Annotated in this window: 14 protein-coding genes and 1 tRNA gene; 8 read left to right on the top strand and 7 right to left on the bottom strand. The window is 59.7% G+C overall.

Annotated features, from left to right (window positions below; all coding sequences use genetic code 11):
• The first annotated feature begins 139 nt into the window (after window positions 1-139).
• Window positions 140-1,630, top strand: a complete 1,491-nt coding sequence (locus tag SH664x_RS18575; protein ID WP_437203415.1) for a recombinase family protein — start codon at window positions 140-142, stop codon at window positions 1,628-1,630.
• On the opposite strand, the gene SH664x_RS18580 is transcribed toward SH664x_RS18575, so the two are convergent.
• The 3 genes from SH664x_RS18580 to SH664x_RS18590 form a co-directional block, all read right to left on the bottom strand.
• Window positions 1,612-1,686: transfer RNA gene (locus tag SH664x_RS18580), tRNA-Pro, on the bottom strand. The genes SH664x_RS18575 and SH664x_RS18580 overlap by 19 nt on opposite strands.
• Window positions 1,687-2,306: 620 nt before the next feature.
• Window positions 2,307-5,003, bottom strand: a complete 2,697-nt coding sequence (locus SH664x_RS18585; RefSeq protein WP_437203417.1) for a PVC-type heme-binding CxxCH protein — start codon at window positions 5,001-5,003, stop codon at window positions 2,307-2,309.
• A 224-nt stretch (window positions 5,004-5,227) separates the two neighbouring features.
• Window positions 5,228-5,764, bottom strand: a complete 537-nt coding sequence (locus SH664x_RS18590; protein ID WP_437203419.1) for a hypothetical protein — start codon at window positions 5,762-5,764, stop codon at window positions 5,228-5,230.
• A 356-nt stretch (window positions 5,765-6,120) separates the two neighbouring features.
• On the opposite strand from SH664x_RS18590, the gene SH664x_RS18595 reads away from it, so the two are divergent.
• The 5 genes from SH664x_RS18595 (at window position 6,121) to dxs (ending at window position 12,652) form a co-directional block, all read left to right on the top strand.
• Window positions 6,121-7,005 (top strand): phosphoribosylaminoimidazolesuccinocarboxamide synthase, encoded by an 885-nt coding sequence (locus SH664x_RS18595; RefSeq protein WP_437203420.1) that lies wholly within the window; start codon window positions 6,121-6,123, stop codon window positions 7,003-7,005.
• A 339-nt stretch (window positions 7,006-7,344) separates the two neighbouring features.
• A complete protein-coding gene (locus tag SH664x_RS18600) occupies window positions 7,345-8,505 on the top strand; it encodes a DUF1559 domain-containing protein (RefSeq protein WP_437203422.1) in 1,161 nt (386 codons plus the stop codon).
• Window positions 8,506-8,753: 248 nt separating this feature from the next.
• Window positions 8,754-9,770, top strand: coding sequence for a hypothetical protein (locus tag SH664x_RS18605; RefSeq protein ID WP_437203423.1), 1,017 nt, complete (start codon window positions 8,754-8,756; stop codon window positions 9,768-9,770).
• A 78-nt stretch (window positions 9,771-9,848) separates the two neighbouring features.
• On the top strand, window positions 9,849-10,730 hold the full coding sequence (locus SH664x_RS18610) for a polyprenyl synthetase family protein (protein WP_437203425.1): 882 nt from the start codon (window positions 9,849-9,851) through the stop codon (window positions 10,728-10,730).
• The gene (gene dxs / locus SH664x_RS18615; RefSeq protein ID WP_437203427.1) at window positions 10,730-12,652 is read left to right on the top strand and encodes a 1-deoxy-D-xylulose-5-phosphate synthase; all 1,923 of its coding nucleotides are present in this window, start codon (window positions 10,730-10,732) and stop codon (window positions 12,650-12,652) included. The genes SH664x_RS18610 and dxs overlap by 1 nt, the downstream gene beginning before the upstream one ends.
• 175 nt (window positions 12,653-12,827) lie before the next feature.
• On the opposite strand, the gene pheA is transcribed toward dxs, so the two are convergent.
• Window positions 12,828-13,994, bottom strand: coding sequence for a prephenate dehydratase (gene pheA, locus SH664x_RS18620; RefSeq protein ID WP_437203429.1), 1,167 nt, complete (start codon window positions 13,992-13,994; stop codon window positions 12,828-12,830).
• A gap of 401 nt (window positions 13,995-14,395) precedes the next feature.
• Between pheA and SH664x_RS18625 the strand changes: the two genes are divergently transcribed.
• On the top strand, window positions 14,396-14,629 hold the full coding sequence (locus SH664x_RS18625) for a (2Fe-2S)-binding protein (RefSeq protein WP_437203430.1): 234 nt from the start codon (window positions 14,396-14,398) through the stop codon (window positions 14,627-14,629).
• Window positions 14,630-14,845: 216 nt separating this feature from the next.
• Here the strand turns inward: SH664x_RS18625 and bfr are convergent, their stop codons facing one another.
• Entirely contained in the window at window positions 14,846-15,331 is a 486-nt protein-coding gene (gene bfr / locus SH664x_RS18630) for a bacterioferritin (protein ID WP_437203432.1), read from the bottom strand.
• Window positions 15,332-15,492: 161 nt separating this feature from the next.
• Between bfr and SH664x_RS18635 the strand changes: the two genes are divergently transcribed.
• Window positions 15,493-16,281 carry an alpha/beta hydrolase-fold protein gene (locus tag SH664x_RS18635; protein ID WP_437203433.1) on the top strand — a complete coding sequence of 263 codons (789 nt, stop codon included), beginning with the start codon at window positions 15,493-15,495 and terminating at the stop codon, window positions 16,279-16,281.
• An 85-nt stretch (window positions 16,282-16,366) separates the two neighbouring features.
• Here the strand turns inward: SH664x_RS18635 and SH664x_RS18640 are convergent, their stop codons facing one another.
• Window positions 16,367-17,110 carry a hypothetical protein gene (locus SH664x_RS18640; protein ID WP_437203435.1) on the bottom strand — a complete coding sequence of 248 codons (744 nt, stop codon included), beginning with the start codon at window positions 17,108-17,110 and terminating at the stop codon, window positions 16,367-16,369.
• 221 nt (window positions 17,111-17,331) lie between these two features.
• A complete protein-coding gene (locus SH664x_RS18645; protein ID WP_437203437.1) occupies window positions 17,332-20,796 on the bottom strand; it encodes a caspase family protein in 3,465 nt (1,154 codons plus the stop codon).
• Window positions 20,797-21,005: the final 209 nt, after the last annotated feature.

A 21,005-nucleotide genomic window follows, 5' to 3' on the forward strand; every position in this document is an offset into this window, starting at 1 on the left:
GCGAGTCGGACACGGGCGAGGCGGCGATCTCTGGAAACTTGCTCCAGATCGATGCGGTCAGCATTGACGCGACAGCGGCGGCCGTACATCAATTTGAGAAGTGGCTTGGAGTTTCTCTGGGTGCGAACGGAGCAGCGGCATGAAGAAGTTCGTCGCGTTGGCCCGAGTCAGCAGTCGTGAGCAGGAGCGGGAAGGGTTTTCGCTGGCGGTTCAGGAAGACGCCCTGCGTGCTTACGTGAAAAAAGTTGGCGGCGAAATCGTGCGGCTGTTTCGCATTGCAGAAACGGCCAGCAAATTCGAGGAACGCAAGACGTTCCGCGAGCTCGTCACCTTCGCCAAGAAGCACTCGCTCGAACTCGATGGGCTGCTGTTCTACAAGGTGGATCGTGCGGCTCGTAACCTGTTCGATTACGTCGAGCTTGAACGACTCGAATCCGAGTATGGCGTGCCGTTCATTTCGGTGTCGCAACCGACCGACGACAATCCCGCCGGACGCATGATGCGTCGCACGCTGGCGAACATGGCCAGTTTCTACACGGAACAGCAGTCGGTCGATGTCCGCGAGGGGCTGGCTCGGCGCGTGCAGGAAGGGTGGTTCATCAACCGTGCCCCGTATGGCTACCGCAACGTGCGGAAGAACGGCCGCAGCGTGGTGGAGATCTGTCCCGAAATGGGGCCGAAGGTGCGGCGGGTGTTTCAGTTGTTCGCCTACGAGAACCTGACGCTGGATGCACTGATCGAGCGGCTGGAACGTGAAGGGCTGACGTACAAGCCTTCGGCTCCAAAGTTCGCCCGAAGCTCAGTGCATCAAATGTTGCACGATCGCTCGTACATCGGCGAAGTGCCGTTTCACGGCGAGTGGTATCCCGGAAAGCATGAACCGCTCATCGACCGCAGCACTTGGGATCGAGTGCAGGAAATTCTCGGCGGACATTTCTACCGTTCGCACGAACTGACCTACGGCGGCGAACTCATCCGCTGCGGATTCTGCGGCTACCCGATCACAGGCGAGCGGAAGTTCAAGCAGACGAGCACCGGTGAGCGAGCCTACACCTACTACCGGTGCGCCAAATACAACCGGCCAGGGCATCCGCGAACGCGGGTACGGGAAGAGGAACTCGACCAGCAGATTCTCGCTCTATTTGACCGCATCCGCATTCAGGACGATGCGGTTCGCGAGTGGTTCCGGGCGGTGCTGGCGTCTCAGACTCGCGACCAGCAGCACGAAACCCGATCACAGCGGGATGAGCTTCAACGTCAGTTGACGATGGCGATGAACCAGCAGGATCGCGTCGTGAACCTGCGTGTGGACGGCGAAATCGACGCCGAGATTTTCGCGAAGAAGCAGACCGAGCTTCGCGACCGGATGGCGTCGCTCAAGATGCAAATGGATGCGTTGGACCGCAATCGCGACGAAATGGCGGACCTGGTGTCAAAAGTGTTTGAACTTTCGCAAACGCTTCGGGAGAAGTGGCTTACAGCCGATTACTCCTGCAAGCGTCGCATCCTCGAAATCATCTGTTTGAACTTTTCCCTCGACGACACAACTCTCTGCTACGAAATGAGAAAGCCCTTCGACGTTCTCGCCGAAGGGCTTCCTGTCCAGTGGAGTCGGGATGACAGGATTTGAACCTGCGACCTCTACGTCCCGAACGTAGCGCTCTAGCCAAGCTGAGCTACATCCCGTCGTCTCATCCCCCTGCGATCGAATTAACTCTCGTGAGTATCAGGGGTTCCGAACCACACCAGCAATGTGGAATGTGCCCGGGAAAAGAATCTTAGCGGTCGTGCGGGGTTCGGTCCAGTGGAAGAGCCAGCGGACGACCCGGCAGCCTCAGCCTCGCCACTTCCACCGGCAATCTTCACCGATCCTGGCAGCCCTGGCAGCTTGGAGATGATCCCCGGTACGCACCCGGCGCTGCGGGGACGTACCGCCGGCGGCTTCTCTCACTCCCTAAGAAAGAAGTTGGCCTGGCGCATCTTGCCTGTTGAATGCCGCTCCTCGGCACACGGATGTCAGCATTTCTCCTGTTGAAACGCTGGCTGCGCGGCACTGGAAAGAGCAAACTGCCTGGCCCGTGGAGGCCATGCTGCTGGAACTCACGGGCCCGTCCCGTGCCCGCGGAGCGTGAGTCCTGACGAACAGAACTCAACGACGCCGCAGGGCGAGGAGCGTGGCCTCTGCAACAGGACAGCGCTCCTTCCGCTGGCACGGTGAGCTGGTCGCAGAATCACTGGTCGCAGAATCACTGGTCGCAGAATCACTGGTCGCAGAATCACTGGTCGCAGAATCACTGGTCGCAGAATCACTGCGACTTTTTGTTCAGCCGCGCTTCCAGCGTCTGCAGCGTTTCCTTGAGCGCGTATTGCAGGTAGTCATCCTGTGGGTGGAGCAGGCTTTCGACTGCAATTTCGACTGCCGGCTCCGAGTCAAAGAAGCTCAATGAACGGACAGCTTCCAGACGAACACGCGGGTGTGGGTCGTTGGCGGCGGTTCGCAGGAGGGGAAGAACGTCGGCAAGTTCATCCCGCCAGCAGCAGGCCACACGCACAGCAGCAGCCCGGGCCCGCCCATCGTGAGCAGTCAGCAGTCGCTGCAACAACGCGGGATCGACCACATCGTGCTGTTGTTTCACCCACAGTGCCTCGAGCAGCAGCTGCTCGGTCACAGGATCGGAACCGGTGAGCGCAGCGGTCCAGGCATCAAGTGCCAGCATCACTTCCTCAGTCGGCCGGTTCCGCAATTCACGACGGACCCGATAACGCGTACGATCTTCGGGAGCTTTCAGCAGTTCCAGCAGTTCCTTCACCGAGGCTCCGGCTATGACGGGTGGCTTCACGAGAGGACGGGACTTGTGGGTCACTCTCCAGATGCGTCCGTGAATATGGTCACGCATCGGATCGCGAATCGAGTGCTGCATGTGTCCGATCAGGGGATTGAACCAGTCGAGAACATACAGCGCGCCGTCGGGGCCAAACTGCAGATCGACCGGACGGAAGTTCGGATCATCGGATCGCAGGAGTGGCGTGGTCGGCGTGGCTGCATAGCCGGAGCCTTCTTCATTCAGACGGTACTGCAGAACGCCCTGAAAGCCGATGCAGTTGTTGACGAGGAAATCTCCCTGCATCGAGTCCGGGAAGTGTCGACTGGCCACCAGTTCGGTTCCGCAGGTGGGACGCCACTGCTTCACCAGAAACTGCTTCATCGACGGGTGCTGCCGGGGGAAATCGACCTCGCCCGAGAAGGGGGTAACAAAATAGTTCGCACCGCCGGAGGCGTCACTCAGGAAGCCTTGTCCCCACTTGTCGAAGCTGAGACCCCAGGGATTTGCGAAGCTGTATGCGACATGGACTTCCAGCTTGTCCTTCCGGGGTTCGTAACGGTAAACCGCCCCGTTGGCACATCGCACCGGTCCGTGGGGTGTTTCGATCTGTGAATGCAGGAAGGTTCCCTCCAGCATGAACAGGTCTCCACCGGGTCCCCATTCGAAAGCGCTGATCGTGTGATGCGAGTCAGCGGTGTCGAACCCGCGCAGAACAATCTCACACTCGTCCGCCACGTCATCGCCGTTGGTATCTTTCAGAAACGCGAGATCAGGCTGCGTGGTGACATAGGCACCGCCGTCGGCGATTTCGAGGCCTGTCGGCAGGTTGAGCCCCGAGGCGAAGACCGTCTGCTTGTCTGCCCGTCCATCGGCATCGGTGTCGGCCAGGATCAGGATTTTGTCGTCCGAAGGAACTCCGGGAAGCATCTGCGGGTAGGTCGGCATGGTGGTGATCCACATGCGGCCCTGAGCGTCGAAGGTGAACGTGACCGGGTTCTTCAGATCCGGAAACTGGACTTCGGATGCCCAGAGTTCCACCTGAAAGCCGTCGGCAACGGTGAACATTTGGGCCGACTCTTCCGGCGTGGTAATTACCACCTGATCCTTGAAGTTGGTCGGAATCTCCGGCAGTTCGCCGGTCTGAGAGTCGTCGATATTTTCGGGCAGCGGTTTGCCCTGAGCGGCATCCCAGATGCGATGATCACGGACATCGACCATCTTGCGCAGCTTGGCGAACTCGGGAGGGAAGTTCACCACACCGAACGGCTCCTTGCGTCCGCCATAAATGTAGAAACCATTCACCGCCCGATAGTCTGTGTAAAACAGGTTGTTTTTGTCGGCAATCGCTTCTCGCAGCGCGGCGGACTTTTTGGAATCAGCGGTGGCTGCCCCCCCTTGTGACTGTGCCGGGAACAGCACGCTGTCGATGTATTCCGCTACCAGGGCATGTCCAGCGGCATTCAACTGACTTCCATTGGAAGTGAACGAGCGCGATGGCTTGGCAAAATCCTTCGCAGTCCCTTCGAACAGGTCGACAAAGAGCACCTTCTCCTGCTCAGCCACGCGCCGCATCGCCTCGGAGTAAAGTTTCAGATTGGGATTGTTCTTCTGTGCGGCATAGATACCTCGTCCAGGCCGATCCTGATTGGCGGTCGGAGCAAACAGGACAATCTGCGGCGGGTTCTCCACCTTTCCGGATTTGTCCTGCAGCTTGGGGACATCGGTCCCGCGGGCATAGTTGGTGGTCGGGTATTTGAGCTCTTTCAGGCCGCGGAGAAACCGGGCGAGATCTGCCTCGAAAGCCGGGAGTCCTTCGGGACCTGCAAAGGACTCGTTGAAGCCGAAGAAGGCCAGCAGGATGTCCGGCTGATGATCGACGAGCGTATGCCCATGATCCTGAAAGCCAGTTGACCGCAGACGGACGTTGATGGTGTCAGCCGACCAGCCCAGATTTCGAACCACCAACTGATGTTGGGGGAACCGCTCGTACAACAGGGTTTCAAACGTATTGTCGGTCTGCATCGACTCAGCGAGTGCATTGCCGATGATAACAACCTTTGCCCCCGGTTTGACTTCGAGCTTCGATTCGGCCGCAAAGGAGAGGCCGGCAAACCCGAACAGAAGAGTCAGAACCGGCGAGAGCGACCTCAAGGAAAACGATAGGTGGTGGGCCAGCATGCGGAAACTTTCGATACACTCGGGACCAATGAGAGCGTGTTGATATATCTTGTTGCGGAGGACGGGGAGTTGCAACCGCCGCCGACCCGCAAGCAGTAAAATTGATCAAGGTGTCTCCTGCAGATCCTGTCACCTCATCAGACTATTCCGGGAAGCGGCCACAAAAAAACGCCCGTCGGACAAACCGACGGGCGTCTCATGTTCAGAAATTGACGCAGCGGAAATCAGTTCAGAATTTCGCTGGTCTTCTTGACGACAGCAGCCACCTTTTCATTGGTCAGCTCGTCAATCTTGAAGGATTCGTTGACCTTCAGCTTGCCATCGACCCACATCATGACGGTCACGTCAGCATCCTTGGAGATGCTGTAGGCCGGCGGGCCAGCAATGCCGTCGAAGGTGGTCAGCGGGGTGTTGGCAACTTTCTTCTCTTCAGCGATCTTCTTCAGTTCGCCCTTGTGAGCTTCCGGCTCATCGGTCAGCAGCACCACGAAGGCCTTCATGTCCTTAGCCTGATTGTTCCCGACGACGCCATCGAGATTCTGGATCAGCGTGGGAACTTCCCCCTTCACGCCGCGTGCGAACACGCTGACGACCGGACGATTCCCGTAGCGGCAGCGGTAGCAGAGCTTGGTGCCGGCAGCGGGACCGGTCACGTCTTCGACGTAGAAGGCCTTCACCTGGTCACCGACCTTCAATTCTTCGGCGATCGCGAAACTTGAAAATGCGGTCACCGCCACTGCCAATGCGAGCAACTTCTTCATAGGGTCCATTCTCCTCATTAATGCTGATCCAAAGCCGCGTCCCAGATTCACCAGTGAAACTGGAGGACGATGTGTCTCTGGCCGCCCTTGTTTGAGCTTCCCCCCGGTCGCCGACAACTGTCCGGGAATCCTCACAGACCCGGCAACCGCACCTCCGGATTTTAGTCCGCCCGCGACAACTCCCGCAACCCCGCTTGCAGCGGACGCGAGCCCGTTCGCCTGTTACACTTCGCAGCCAACGCCTGAAAAGAGACTGCGAATCCTCAGAAAAACACCTTCGTTGACGCAAACTGACAGAATTGACATCTGCCAACGCCGTTTCTGGCGGCAGCGTCTCAGATTCACCCGGAACAGACATGGAAACCCTGCTCGAATCCCAGATCCCCGGAATTCCCGTTCGACGCGGCAAAGTCCGTGACGTTTACGACTTTGGCGACCGGCTCCTCCTGGTCGCGACCGACCGGATCAGTGCGTTCGACTGGAATCTCCCGTGCGGTATTCCGGATAAGGGACGGGTCCTCACGCAGATCAGCGCCTTCTGGTTTGAAGCGCTGCAGGTGAACGACCACCTGCTGACGACCGATCTGGCGGAGCTGCAGTTCCCGGAAGGAACCAACATCGCCGCACTCGAAGGACGATCGATGATTGTCCGCAAGACGAAAGTCGTTCCGATCGAATGTGTCGCGAGAGGATACCTCGCCGGTTCGGGCTGGAAAGAATACCAGCAGTCGCGCACGGTCTGCGGTGTCCCGCTTCCCGAAGGACTGGTGGAAAGCAGCAAACTTCCCGAGCCGATCTTCACACCCGCCGACAAGGCGGAAACGGGACACGATGAGAACATCACGTTCGAAGAGATGTCCACCCGCATCGGCGCTGAACTGGCCGACGACCTGCGGACCATGACCCTGCACATCTACGAACAGGCGGCCGCCTACGCCCGCGAACAGGGAATCATCATCGCCGACACGAAGTTCGAATTCGGGCTGGTCGACGACGAGATCGTGCTGATCGACGAAGTCCTGACCCCCGACAGCTCGCGGTTCTGGCCCGTTGACGCCTACACGCCGGGGCGCGGCCAGCCCTCGTTCGACAAACAATTTGTCCGCGACTGGCTGGAAACGACCGGTTGGGACAAATCAAGTCCTCCACCCGCACCCCCGCAGGACGTGATCGCCAAAACCCGCGAGAAATACATCGAAGCGTTCGAGCGGTTGGCGCAGCGAAGTTTCTACTGGAAGTGACCGACACGCCCGCCGCAATTCCAACGTGACGCTGCCCCAACGAGACCATTTGCCCTCGGTCCAAGGGAATGAGCTCAGCGTGCGGAAGGCCTGTCACTGGGAAAAATTCGTTTCCCAACTCTGATTCGAGACGGGGCAGGGCGGGATTCAGACTTGACAGTCACTGCGCATCAGGGGGATTATGAAGGCTGAGTTTCAGACAGGCTAGGCACTTCTGAATCCATGAGGGTGACCAGCCTCATCTCTGAGCCCGCCGTTCAGGTCATGACCTCCACGGCCCCGTGAATCGGTTGTCTTGTGGCCGCCGCCCGCGACCAGTTATTCGTAAAGGGGTACCATATGGCTTGTCAAAGACGTGGGTTTACGCTGATTGAGTTGCTGGTCGTCATTGCGATCATCGCCATTCTGATTTCGCTCTTGCTGCCCGCCGTCCAGAATGCACGCGAAGCGGCGCGTCGCAGCCAGTGCCAGAACAACCTGAAGCAGATCGGCCTGGCCCTGCATAACTACCATGACCTGCATCGGGTCTTCCCCCCCGGGCAGGTGGCCCACTATTTCAAGACCGTGCAGATCAACGGACAGCCGGCAAGGATCGCCGACCCGATGGAAGCCAAGAACTATGGGGCCAACAACACCGCCGTCCGTCCGGGTGAACAGGGAACCAGCTGGATGCTGCAGATCCTGCCGATGATGGATCAGGCGGGGATCTACAACTTCTGGAACTTCAACGCCAATGTCTGCCGCAACGGCGAAGATCCTCCCCTGACTCTCGATGCCTCGACACAGCCGATCTATCCCCCCAAAGGGAACATTCCCAGCTTCTACTGTCCCAGTCGCCGCAATTCGATGAAAGCGGACACCGACTACGCCGCCACCGAACGGATCGGTCTGGAAGGACTGAACCGCACCGCCTGGACCTCGGGCGGGACCGACTACGCCGGGTGTACCGGATCGGGAATCGCCTTCTACGACCTCGATGCCAACAATACCGCCGATAACCTGCTGAACCGTCAGACCTATGCTCTGACCGCTGCCCAGCTGACCGCACTCACTCCCACCGGTCTGAACTTCGCCCCGTACACGCAACACGCCGTCCATCGGGGAGTATTCGGAGTCAACAGCAACACCACGATCGCCGACCTGACCGACGGCACCAGCAATACGGTGATTGTCGCTGAGCGCCGCATCTTCCGTTCGGCATCTCCCAACGATCATCGCAGCAGCGATGGCTGGGCCTACGGTGGGCCTGCCACGCTCTTCACCACCCGCTTTGTTCCCAGCCCGACCGGTCCGGCGTTTACCAATACCGTTCCTGTCGGAAGTCAGCTGACCCAGTTCGGCAAGAACTTTGATGAAGCAGGGAGCGAACATCCCCAGATCGTGCAGGTGCTGACCGCCGATGGGAGCGTTCACAATGTGAGCCTGAATGTCGACCTGAGAACCTGGAACAACCTGGGGAACATCGCCCAGGGAACCCCGATCGAGTTGTTCGGGAAATAGAGAGCAAAAAACGCCCGGAGAAGAAGTGCCGCATTTCGGATCTGTGCGGCCCTGGTCACTCTGTCGAAGCGGCAGGTCCGACTGTCGGGTCTTGACGATTCGTCCGAATCGCCAGATCAGCCGCGTCCCTCCCCCGTCGAAGATTGACAAGCCCGGCAGGGGGAGGTCATGTTGCTGCACCCTGGCCCACTGGACCGGGGACTGATGTCCTTTCCGGTTTCCGAGTGTCCACAGACGAGGGACGCACGATGACGATTCGCTATAAATGCCCAAAGTGTGCCTCGGTCCTGAAGATCAAGGATCAGCTTGCGGGCACCGACGGCAAGTGTCCCAAGTGCAAAACCCGGTTCGTCGTCCCCCAGCCGCAAGCAGAGTCGGAAGCGGAATCGGATACCGAGTCGATTTCCGCAACCGAGTCGCAGGAACTGACCCCCGCTGCCGCAACCGCCAAGCAGCACCAGGAGGCCCCCCTTCCCGCTCCCGCAGCCAAGCCGTCCAAGAACGGGGACGACTTCGATGTCGACTCCTTCCTGATGGACGACTCTGCTCCCGGAGCGAAGTCCACCGCTGGTCTGGCCGCACCCGAAGCGGGACCGGTGAAACCTCCAGTCGACCGCTTTGGCCGCAGACAGATCGTCGCTCCCCCTCCCGGACCGACAGGGAGTATCGCCCCGCCGGCCGGCGCCACAGCTGCTGCCGCCGCCTCGGCCAACGCCCTCGAAATGATTTCCAAAGCGAAAGGAGAGGCGCACGGCAAACCTGCCTCCCTGACCGAGCGGAAGGCGCGGGCACCGATCGACTGGGCGGGCACCGCCAGACAGCTGACCAGCCACCTCCCCTACATCATCGGGGGTGTAATTCTCATTGCCGGACTCTACTGGCTGGCGTCGCGCATGTTCGCCAATGAACTCCCGACACCGCAGCTGGCGGAAGTGACCGGTTCATTGAAAGTGGACGGCAAGGAGCTGCCCAATGTGCTGGTGGTTCTCACGCCGCTGGACGTCAACGGAAAGTCCCGCAAGGGGAAAGACATCAAACTCCGCGACGCCTCGGGCATCACGGATGAGAACGGTTTCTACCGGGTCTTTTACGCGGGTGACATCGAAGGGGCCCCGCTGGGCAAAGTCAAAATCTGGGTGAAGCCCCTGAGCGCTGCCGACATGATGAAGGTGCCGTTTCAGTACCAGAATCCCAATTCCGACATCCGCGAGGTCCGTGAGGCCGGAAATGAAGGAAAGTTCAACCTGGATCTGTCCTCGAAATAATCGGCGGTGCATTGCACTTCCGGCCCCTCGCGCATTAGACATTGCACCCGATATGTCTTCCCGGAGGGAAAAGCGGACGTGGATCTGGAGCCCCATCTCAACAACCTGCGCGAGCGAATCCAGCAGCGACTGACGGCCGATACGGCCGTCTCGCAGGACTGCCCCCCGCGGCTGGCCGAATCAATTCGCTACAGCCTGCTGGCCCCCGGCAAGCGGGTCCGCCCCTGCCTGACCCTCCTTGCCTGCGAAGCCTGTGGCGAAGATCCGGACCGGGCTCTTCCCGCGGCCTCCGCGATCGAGATGATCCATTGCTATTCGCTGATTCATGACGATCTCCCCGCCATGGACGACGACGACCTGCGACGGGGACGACCGACAAATCACATCCAGTTTGACGAACCGACCGCCATCCTCGCCGGGGATGGGCTGCTGACTCTGGCCTTCCAGATTCTGGCTCAAGGGGTGCAGCCGAAATCCGTTGCAGCGGAATGCATCATCGACCTGGCGAGCGCGGCCGGGGTGGAAGGAATGGTCGGAGGGCAGCAGGCCGACCTGGAGGCGGAATCGGCCACCGAGATGACATTGGCCCAGCTGGAGGCGATTCATCGACGAAAAACCGGGCGGCTCCTGGTGGCGGCCCTGACCATGGGGGGCCGCATTGGCAACGCGGACCCGCAAACTCTACGGAATCTGACGATTTACGGTGAGTCGGTTGGCTTGGCGTTCCAAATTGCGGATGATCTCTTGGATGTGACAGGCGATGTCCACAAAATGGGGAAGGGAGTCCAAAAGGACGCCCAGCACGGGAAACTGACTTACCCCGCACTGTTAGGACTGGAAGAGAGCCGACAGCGAGCCCGATCCCTGGTGGATCAGGCCTGCGATGCGGTGCAGTTTCTCGGTCCTCGCGGCCAGTATTTGACGGCCCTGGCCCGATACATCATCGAACGAGACCATTAATGGAATACAAACTCCTCCCCCTCATTGGCTCACCGCGCGAACTTCGCAGCCTTTCCAATGAGCAATTGCAACAGCTGGCCGATGAGATCCGCGAGGCGCTGTGCGAGCTCGTTTCGGATCGCCCTGCCCACTTCGCCAGCAATCTGGGAGTCGTCGAGCTCTGCATCGCCCTGCATCTGGTCTTCGATTTTTCCAAAGACCGGCTCATCTGGGATACCGGGCATCAGATCTATCCGCACAAGCTGATCACGGGCCGCTTCCCGGAATTCAACACCATCCGTCGTCGCGGCGGGCTGATGGGTTATCCCAATCCGCAGGAAAGCGAATATGACCTGTTCATGACCGGCCATGCCGGAGCCAGTGTCTCGACATCACTGGGACTGAAGGCCGGCGACGACCTGATGCACCCGGAAGAGAACCGCAAATCGGTGGCGGTGATCGGCGACGGCGCCCTTCCCTCGGGAGTGGTGTTTGAAGCCTTTAACAATGCCGCCGGCATGAAGAAGGATCTGCTGGTCATTCTCAATGACAACAAGATGGGGATCTGCCCCCGGGTCGGCGGTCTGGCCACCTACCTCGACAAGGCCCGCGTGGCACCGTTCTACAACGGCCTGAAGCGGGATGTTTCCTGGCTGCTGAACAAAGTGCCGATGATCGGCGAATCGGCTGCGGAAGCACTCGGCCACTTCAAGGATGCCGTCAAGAATTACCTGCATGGCGGGATGCTCTTCGAAGAAATGGGCTTCCGCTACATCGGTCCGGTCGATGGTCACGACCTCGCCTCCTTGCGGCGGTATCTGGAAATGGTGAAGGAGGTCCGTGGCCCCGTGCTGCTGCACGTCTTTACCGAGAAGGGGCACGGCTTCGCCCCGGCGACCGAAAATCCGGTGAAGTTCCACACGCCGAACCCGTTCTGCCGCACAAGCGATGATGGGGAAGTGGTCTTCGTCAAGAAGGGCTCTCCTCCGGCGTACACCAATGTCGTCAGCGATGCCCTGCATGCCGCCATGCGGAAAGACCGTCGGGTCTGTGTTCTGACCGCCGCAATGTGCGAAGGAAACAACCTCGGCCACATTCGTGACGACTACCCCGACCGCTTTTTCGATGTCGGCATCTGCGAGGCACACGCCGTCGCCTTCGCCGCCGGAATGGCGAAGACCGGCCTGCGTCCGGTGGTCGATATTTACAGCACCTTCCTGCAGCGGAGTTTCGACCACATTTTCCAGGAAGTGTCGCTGCAGAATCTTCCGGTCGTGTTCTGTATGGATCGGGCCGGCATCTGCGGTCCCGACGGCCCGACGCACCATGGACTGTTCGACAACTCGTACATGCGGGTGTTTCCGAACATCGTACTCATGGCTCCGGGAGACGAGCAGGATGTGGTCCCGATGCTCGACTTCGCACTCGAACACAACGGCCCCACATCGATCCGTTACCCCAAGGCGAATGCCGAAACGATCGAACGGGAAGTCGCTCCGATCGAACTCGGGCGTTCCGAAGTTTACCGCTGGGGCGAAGACGGAATGTTCGTCGCCTTCGGCTCGCTGTTCTCCACCTGCGTGGCGGCTGCCGAACGGCTGGCGAAAAATGGGCTGGACGTGGGTGTCATCAACGCCCGGTTCCTGCGTCCGCTGGATACCGAAGTGATTTTCAAGGCGATTCAGGAGACCGGATTCGTTATCACCGTGGAGGAGAACACCCTGAACGGCGGATTCGGCAGTGCGGTGCTGGAGGCAGCCAACGATGCCGGCCTGCCGACCCAGAACATCCGCCGCCTCGGCATTCCCGACCGCTATGTCGAACATGGCGAACGGGGCGAACTGCTGGCGGAACTGGGGCTGGATGTCGCCGGTCTGATGAGTACCGCCCAACAGATGGCGAACCGCAAGAACTTTGCTCTGGGCGACCGCGTCAGCGTCTGATGCCCGAGGGCTGCGGAATCAAAACAGAACCGGCCGTGTGCGTGCAGGCACACGGCCGGTTTCATTTTGAGCGGGATTTGCCAGCAACCCGTCCGCTGCAGGCCCCTTCGGGCACCTCACCCCGGAAACAGCCAAGACCGCGTCAGCCAAGACCGTGTCAGCCAGTCGACGTCGATCAGACGTTGCTTTCACTGCGGGGATAAGACCCGAGGATCTCCATCCGCACCGCTTTCTTCTCCAGCAGCTGCAGCGCCTTCTTGATCCGCGGCTCCTTGATGTGCCCTTCGAAGTCGAGGAAGAACAGATAGCCCGACTCCGGTCCCCGCAATGGGAAGGACTCGATCCAGGTCAGATTGACCTTGTTGTTCTTGAACGACATCAGAGCGTCGGAGAGTGAACCGGGGCTGTGCGGAATCTGCAGCAGCAATGCGGTCCGGTCGCGGCCGGTCGGCTTCGTGTCCTGCTCGCCGATGATGGCAAAGCGGGTCACATTGTGGGCATTGTCTTCGATCTTCTCGGCAATAATGTCGAGCCCGTACTGCACGGCCGCTTCACGGCTCGCGATCGCTCCGGCGCCCGGCTTCGTCTGCGCGAGGGCCGCCGCGGTCGAGGTACTCGTCACATCGTAGACCTTGGCCTGCGGCATGTTGCGGGCCAGCCAGTCCCGGCACTGCGAGAGGGCCTGCGGCTTGCTGTAGATTTCGGTGATCTCGCTGCGCGGTGACCGCGAAAGCAGATTGTGATGAATGGAGATCTGCACTTCACCGCAGATCCGCAACGGCAGCCGCGTGAACATGTCGAGGGTATCGACCACGCGACCATCCGTGCTGTTTTCGATCGGGACAATCCCGAATCCGGCGTGCCCCTTGTTGACCTCTTCGAAGACCGAGGCAATGGAATTGACCGGGACCAGATCAGCAGTCTTGCCGAACTTCTCCACGGCTGCGAGATGAGTGAAACTGAACGGCGGGCCGAGATAGACCACGCGAATCGTTTTGACGCGGCTGCGGGCGGCGCAAAGGACTTCGCGGAAAATCCCTCGCAGCACTTCGCGGGGAAGCTGCCCCTGATTGAAGCCGTCGAGTTCCTGCCACAACTCCTGCTCGGCCTGCGGATCGAACCACAGGTCGCGGCGATCGACCGTTTCCTGCAGTTGTTCCGTCGTGAGCCGAAGACGTTCGCTGAGCAGGTCAACGAGTTGGCGATCAATCGTTTTCAGGCGATGCGGTGAATTGCCCGCGCTCGGTTTTTTCCGCGTGACAACCTTCGGTGAGGTCGATTTGGCCAGTCGGCTCGCCCGCGCGGGAGTCTTCGTATTGCGGGCAGGTTTCTTCTTGGGCATCTTCCGTCTGTCTTTCGCGGAAACTGGGCCGTCGAACCTCGCCGCTCCGTGACGGACGTTCAACTGGATTGGGATTGGGGACGATGCCGTTCTGCAGCCGTCGCAGGCCGACACCCGACTGCTGCCAGTCGATTTTAACCCTTGTGCACCAAACAGGTTGGAAGAACGTTGTATCTCTGTTCAGACGCTCTGTCAAGCAGCCGCAGGCCCACCGCTGTCGGCCGCCGCGGCCGCAGCCCTGCTGGGGCGAGAACTTACAGATCAATGACAGTGCACGTCTGGAGGGTTCCGAACAGCCGATTTCAACGATTTGTCTGTTGACGACGCTCTCCCGGATCGCTTTAATTTCTTCATGAGAATGAGTCTCAATAGCAACTCGCCGTTGAAGTGTCGCTCAATCAATGTCTCAAGCTGCCGTCCAATCTGATCCCATCCTCTGTCGTTGCCTGCAGGTGCGGCTCTCGACAGTGAATGACTGTGTCGTCCTCCTGGGTGCCGAAACCACCCTGGAAGTGCGGGACGCCTGCGGTGCCGGTGCCGGTTGCATGGCCTGCGTCCGTCGCATCAAGAATCTGATCGAAGAGCATCGCAGCCGCGAAGCGGGACAGCCCCACGACCGTTGCAGCACGCACTGAGGCCCTCTCCCCTCCCCATGCCGAGGGGCTGCTTCCCACCGGATGGAGCTCCGGCAGTCTCCATCTCCAGCGGATCGCACACGCTCCTGTCCACCTGAACAGAGATTTTCGGGCCCTCGTAGGGTTCCGTACCAGACGATTCTCACCTGCCCAAAAAAAGAGAGCGTTCCGATCGAACGCTCTCTGGAAACTCTGCGATGAGTTGCGACCGGCTGATCAATGTCCGCCGTCGTCGTTTCCAACCTGCGAAAGCATGTAGTTCGGCAGACCCATCTTGGCGATCAGGTCCAGCTGGGCCTCCAGCCAGTCGATGCTCTCTTCGGACTCGCGGATGATCTGCTCCATGATCTCACGGCTGGCGGCGTCTTTCTCCTGCCGGGCGATCTCTGCTCCCTCGTTGTAGGTCTTGCTGGCGTTCGTTTCGAGTGCCAGGGCGTTCTCCAGCTGTTCCTGCACAGTGGCTCCAACGCGAATCACGTCGTAGCGGGCAATTTCCGGCACTCCGTCGAGGAAGATGATCCGGTCGATCAGCATCTCGGCATGCTTCATCTCATCGATCGATTCGGCATAGTGGTGCTTATAGAGGCGGTTGAGCCCCCAGTTCTGGCACATCTTGGCTTGCACAAAATACTGATTGATCGCGGTCAGTTCGATCGTCAGTCCGGCGTTCAAGGCGTCGATGACCTTTTGACTTCCCTTCATCTATCGTCTCCCGTAATAAGGCTGAATTCTGTAATCTGCGGCTGTGGCGAACGGATGATTCTAGATCTGAAACCAGTGATCAGCTACAGCAGGGAGCCCTGTTCAACGCGGATTCAGACGATTGACATCTGGTCGCTGCCGATCGGGCATTTCCCTTGAGAATGGGTGCCAATGTCCGCGATCACCGCGATTCATCACCGGGGAACAACATGTGGAAGACGGTGACCATTGGCGAACGAACGGCTGAAGTGTTCCAGCCGGAAGGGGCTCCCTTTCGCCACGCCCTGATCTACCTGCATGCCTTCGCCGGCGAATCACTGGCCGATCATCCCGCCTTTACGGAACAGTTCCAGCGTTTTCAGCTCCCGGTGATTGCTCCTCGGGGCGGAAAAAGCTGGTGGCTCGATCTTCCGGATGCGTCAGGAGAGCACACTGAGACCGTGTTTCAGTTCTGCCGGGACACCCTTCCCCGCTGGATCGCACAGCAGTGGGGAGTCACGTCTCCGGGGATCGGGCTGCTCGGCGTCACTGTCGGCGGACAGGGGGTGCTGCAACTCGCCTACCGACACGCGCTCAGGTTTCCCGTGGTCGCGGCCATCAGTCCGGCCATCGACTTTGACCAGCTCTACGGCCAGGGATTCGGCGTGGAAGAACTCTTCGCCACTGCAGAAGCGGCACGGCAGGAGACTGTGATCCTGCATCTGCATCCGCTCAACTGGCCCCGGTATCAGTTCTTCTGCTGCGACCGGTTCGACCCGGTCTGGCGCGACGGCTGCGAACGCCTGGCGAGCAAACTTGCGTCCTCCGGCGTCCCTTTTACAGCGGACCTGCAGACGTCACACGGAGGGCATGGCTGGCCCTATTTCGAAGCGATGGCCGAGACGGCCGTCTCATTTCTGGCGGAAAAGCTGCAGTCGCTGTCGGACGAACGTCCCGGGTCCCGCCATTGACCGCCTCGCGGCCTGCCCGAAAGACAGACAGCCCCGGCAGAACCGAGGCTGTGAGAGCTTCGCAGCTGGTGTTGAGGGATCCAGTTCAGAAGCCCAGCTTCACTTTCTTCGGAAGGGAAACCTTCGGCGTGGGAAGAGGGTTTTTAACCTGGGGAGCGGGGATGGAAACATCTTTCTTCATACCTCCCACCTGCAGACCGGCAGTCAGCCCTTTCTGGCTCGCAGCCGTTTGACCCGCGAGCGGGATTCCCCCCAGAGTCGAGGTATGTGACCCCTGAGCTTTTCTCGCTCCTCCCGTTCCCCTGGTCTGTGCCCCACCAATCATCAGGCCGTCCCACTGCGAGAACCCGAGTTCTGAATTGCCGCCCCGAAAGGTGGCATTGTTTCGCGATTGATTGATCCCCGCCCCGTAATCGAGCCGGGAATTCTGATTGATCCCGTGTCGGTTCAGCAGACCGTGGGCGGTGCCGTAGGGTCCCTGTCCCTTGTCATCCGTGATCTCGAGATTTCCTCTCAGGCTTGAATCCCGACCGCGGAGGTCTCGGCTGACATCCCACCGGTTCCTTGTTCCCGGGACGAATCCGGGGACGTTGGCGCGGAATCGATCGCTGGTGTTCGGTCCCGAACGAGCCCCTGTCGGCCCCATTGAGTGAATGTGGGGAGCTCTTGAACCGGGGTTGGGAAACCCGGAATTTTGCGCCGAAAAGTTGCCCGGCCCCCCACGGTGACTGAAGGAGGGGCCACCGGAAAAACGTGACCCGTACTGTGCCTGAGCAGCGGTCTGCAGGCTGGTCACGAGCATCAGGGAAGCAACACATCGAATTGGCATGGAGGAAAGCATGGTGGGCCCGTTTTGGTAAGTGATTGGCAGCGGCAGTTGAATGTCTTCTGCCAATCCAAACGGGAACGCCTTCGACGCCGGACAAAGGATTCTGAAAATCCTCCCCTGCCCCTCGCCCGGGTTGCCGCGCAGCAGTCCCCGAGACCGACGAAACAGACCCCGGCGACCTCGTCACAGAAGCCAATTGGGCTGACGTTGCGTCGCCCTAATTACCGAGTGCGAGCCAGTGTGGAGGAATTGCCGGGTGCGTTCGCTTTGATTTCCGGAGACCGGACGGTCAATCCGGTCGGCAGCTGGAAGGGGAACGCTTCGCCATCGCTGATCCGCGTACTGACCGGCGTCGCTGACTTCGGAATTTCCCCGCCGGAACCGCTGGCCAGCACTGTTTGAGTCGGCTGTTCCGACTGGTCAATCCCGACACCGGTCACGCAATCACGCCAGCAGGCGAGAACCGGCAGACCTTCCACTCCCGCCATGGCCAGCTCTTTATAAACCTGGGTCGGCAGCTGGAGCTTCCGTTCGCCGCGCGCTGCTTCACTGAGGAACTTTGCGTTGACTTCTTGCGGAAGTGCAAAACAGGAACTCACGGAACCGGGAACATCCAGGAAGACATAGCTCACAGGATCAAGACAGTACACCACCATCATGATTTCCGGCTTCTCGCTCTTGCGATACATCTGGGCGTGCATCGCCTCATAGGAGACTTCGATGAGTTGCTTCGCGTTCTTCGGCTCCAGGGCAATCAGCCCTCGCAGGGCACAGTCATAATAAGGACGCGAGAACGGGAGCGAGTCGTAGCCTCCCCGACGGGCCGAGCGGCAATAGCCCAACAACGTGGTCAGGTCGTTTCGCCGGGCGACCCGCGTGGGAATCAGCGGGTCCTTGATTTCTGCGAGCGGCTCTTTCAGGTCTTCCAGCAGAATCTTCAGGGCAAACATCGCCGCTTCCAGATCTTCCCGGTTCAGCGTCCGGTTCAGTCGCTCTTCATCCAGATAGGCTTCCAGTGTATTCCGCAGAATTCCCGCATACTTGGCCAGTTGCTCCAGCTGGCAGGTCAGCTCTCCCTGCGGATCCGGCTTGAGATCTGCCGCCAGCAGCAGCCTGGTCAGGTCGCGGCAGATATGGATCGACGGCTGATTGATGCCGACATCACCCCGGGCAATTTCCTGCTGTGACTTACCTTCAGTCGCCGGCTTGGTGGAATCCGCTGCCAGTCGAAGCTGCTCTGCAGCCAACTCCGGATCGTAAGCGGTGGTCCCGGGAATCGAGAGTGCGAGAGCGTACTTATAGCGCACGCGCTGTTCCAGACGGCTCCGCTTTTCAGGAACCATGTATCCGCAGGCGACCAGCGCCCGGCGATAATCGTCGGCGGCTTCGGTCGCATTGGTCGGCAGATTGAACAGGCTGCAGTCAGCAGTCCGCTCCAGCGTGTTGACCAGACGTTCCACCAGTCGCCCTTTTGTCTGCCGGTAGTTGGTCTCACGATCGTCCGCCTGACGCAGACGCAGGAACTCATCGAGAATCTGACTGTAAAGCCGGCGATACTGGCCGACCGCCTCATCCCGCTGACCAAGGAATTTCTGCGCCAACGCCGCACCATGCAGGTTATGGAAGGTCAGGATCTTGGCTTCCATATCACCGGAGGAACTGGCTCCCCCCTGCCCCTCATTCTCGCCGATCATGGGAGCGAGAATGTGGTTCGAATGGTGGAAGTCCTCGGCCGCCTCGCGGAATCGGCAGGCCTGCATCCGCAGCCAGGCGCGACGGTGATAGAACGCCGCACTCAACGGGAACGCTTCGTGGGGATCGACTTCTCGCACGCACTCCAGGGCATCGTTCAACCGCTGAACGGCGACCCCTTCCCGCCCCAGATGCAACAGCGATTCGGCATCGCGACACAGGACAAAAACCATGAATGGTTGCGGGGTCATGGGACCGTAAATACTGCGAGCCTCGGAAAAATGTCGGCTGGCAGCGTCGAAATCGCGCTGCACATCGGCGTAGAACCAGCCCAGGTCGGCCAGGCACATCGCCTTGAGCGCTTTGTAGTGCGGGTTTCGCTGAATGTCGTCTTCATAAGCCGTCAGAGCGCGGCGGTAGCAGTCGATCGCTTCATCGACATCCTGCCGCATCGAATGCAGCAGCACTGCCAGAAAGTGCAGATCGACCGCATCCATCTCGATGCGCTGCGCCCGGGTCCCGGTCGTGACCGGATGAAAATCGCCCGGACGCTGGTCTTCGTCGCGGGCCAGCTTCTCGACCGCTTCATCCTTCTGGGCTTTCAGCTCCTTGATGATCTGCCGGGCGTTGCGGTTCCATTCTTCTCCGGAACCGACCATCAGCAGTTCCATGTGATTCAGTCGTCGCTGCGCATTTTCGCTCAGTCGACCGCTGTTCCGCAGCCGCATCCGCATTTTATTGGCCGCATCTTCCAGCTGCCGGACGCTGATGATCTCCAGATTCACGCTGCGAGACTGCTGGGAATCGGAGATGATTTCGTAACGCAGGCCGGGAAGGAACCAGGGGCATTCATCGAACCACCAGTTCCCGAAGGAACCCGGAACCATGGCGATCATGTTCTTGCGGATCTGCTCATCGAGACGGTCCGGTTCAGGCGGCAGCTTCTGCACCTGAAAGTGAAACTCTCCCTGTCCGGCATCCAGCCACGAACACAACGGCGACTGCTTGCCCGCCAGTGAAGCATCCAGATAGAGCTGCATGCCGACAAACACCTGCGATGTTGTGAAGACCGCCCCTTCCCCTTTCATGGCTGGAAGCTGCCGAAGCGTGTTCAGCAGCGAAGCGGTGAAAGGAGAGTGCGGAGAATTCTGACCATCCTGTGGACGGGCGGAATCGCTGGCCAGCTGCAGTTCCCGGCTGGCGGTCATCGCCTGAAACCCGGGTGCGGTAAAGACCGACTGGTCGACTCTCAGGGCATCGAACGGAACCGAGCGACGCCCTTCCTGAGAGAAGACCGCGCCGGAGTGACAGCAATCGAGAACGAGCAGTTTATGGCGGGCCTTGCTGTAGCGTTCCAGCGTCCGAACGAGAGTCTCCATCTGCAACGAGCTGACGAGCTTGGGAGCCCCTTCATGGAATTCCGAGTCGTACGGAATCAGTTCCCCCAGGGTCGTCTGGTCATGCGGTTGCGGACGGCCATATCCGTGACCGCTGAAGTAGAAGAGGACGCAATCCTCGTCGGTGACCCCTTCCAGCAGCTTGCTGCTGATTTCACGTTCGATTGCCGCCTTTGTGGCGGAGGGGCCCAACAGCAATGCGGTGTCTTTGGTATCAAACCCGTAGTACGTCGTCAGCAGCTGATGCACTTGCTGGGCATCGAGTTCGGCGTTCTTCAGCTCGGCTAACGGAACATTGTTGCGGTCAATGCCGCTGTAGTTGATTCCGACAATCACTGCTCGGCGCGAGCGGTAGGTTTCGCGCCGGACCGGGGCTGTGTTTTTCAATCCACGATGCGCCGGTTCTGCGGCAGAGCCCGAATCGGCATCCGCCCCTGGTTGAATTTCAATGGGGACAGCTGCCTCGGCTGGTTCCTGCGCAGCCAGCGGAATGGCATTTTCCACTGCGGAGCCTGACAACAGTTCCGGAGCCTCTGCACTCCAGCTGATGCCTGCACACAGAAGAATCGCCGCCGTCGTGAAAGACAATTTCAACATGATCCGCTCTCGCCAAGAGAAATTTGCAGCGATCTGAATTCGCCCTCATCCGTGTGAGTGCAATCCATTGCGGAAACTGACATCCGCAAACGGCCAATCAGCAGCGGCAGCCGAGCATGTCAGTTCCCGCCAGCTTAAATCTTCTTTCGCCTCAAGTCAAAGACGATATCCCCATTCCGACTCGGAGCTTCCGTAAATTTCACGGGATC

This window comes from Planctomicrobium aquicomposti (assembly GCF_051466325.1).
In the GTDB taxonomy this organism is placed as follows: Bacteria; Planctomycetota; Planctomycetia; order Planctomycetales; family Planctomycetaceae; genus Planctomicrobium.

Excerpts from the sequence above, each read along its gene's own strand:
- SH664x_RS18600 (WP_437203422.1), top strand. The coding sequence starts at position 7,345 with ATGGCTTGTCAAAGACGTGGGTTTACGCTGATTGAGTTGCTGGTCGTC.
- pheA (WP_437203429.1), bottom strand. The coding sequence starts at position 13,994 with ATGCCCAAGAAGAAACCTGCCCGCAATACGAAGACTCCCGCGCGGGCG.
- SH664x_RS18645 (WP_437203437.1), bottom strand. The coding sequence starts at position 20,796 with ATGTTGAAATTGTCTTTCACGACGGCGGCGATTCTTCTGTGTGCAGGC.
- SH664x_RS18635 (WP_437203433.1), top strand. The coding sequence starts at position 15,493 with ATGGGTGCCAATGTCCGCGATCACCGCGATTCATCACCGGGGAACAAC.
- SH664x_RS18605 (WP_437203423.1), top strand. The coding sequence starts at position 8,754 with ATGACGATTCGCTATAAATGCCCAAAGTGTGCCTCGGTCCTGAAGATC.
- SH664x_RS18575 (WP_437203415.1), top strand. The coding sequence starts at position 140 with ATGAAGAAGTTCGTCGCGTTGGCCCGAGTCAGCAGTCGTGAGCAGGAG.
- SH664x_RS18585 (WP_437203417.1), bottom strand. The coding sequence starts at position 5,003 with ATGCTGGCCCACCACCTATCGTTTTCCTTGAGGTCGCTCTCGCCGGTT.
- SH664x_RS18595 (WP_437203420.1), top strand. The coding sequence starts at position 6,121 with ATGGAAACCCTGCTCGAATCCCAGATCCCCGGAATTCCCGTTCGACGC.
- SH664x_RS18625 (WP_437203430.1), top strand. The coding sequence starts at position 14,396 with ATGTCTCAAGCTGCCGTCCAATCTGATCCCATCCTCTGTCGTTGCCTG.
- bfr (WP_437203432.1), bottom strand. The coding sequence starts at position 15,331 with ATGAAGGGAAGTCAAAAGGTCATCGACGCCTTGAACGCCGGACTGACG.
- dxs (WP_437203427.1), top strand. The coding sequence starts at position 10,730 with ATGGAATACAAACTCCTCCCCCTCATTGGCTCACCGCGCGAACTTCGC.
- SH664x_RS18640 (WP_437203435.1), bottom strand. The coding sequence starts at position 17,110 with ATGCCAATTCGATGTGTTGCTTCCCTGATGCTCGTGACCAGCCTGCAG.
- SH664x_RS18590 (WP_437203419.1), bottom strand. The coding sequence starts at position 5,764 with ATGAAGAAGTTGCTCGCATTGGCAGTGGCGGTGACCGCATTTTCAAGT.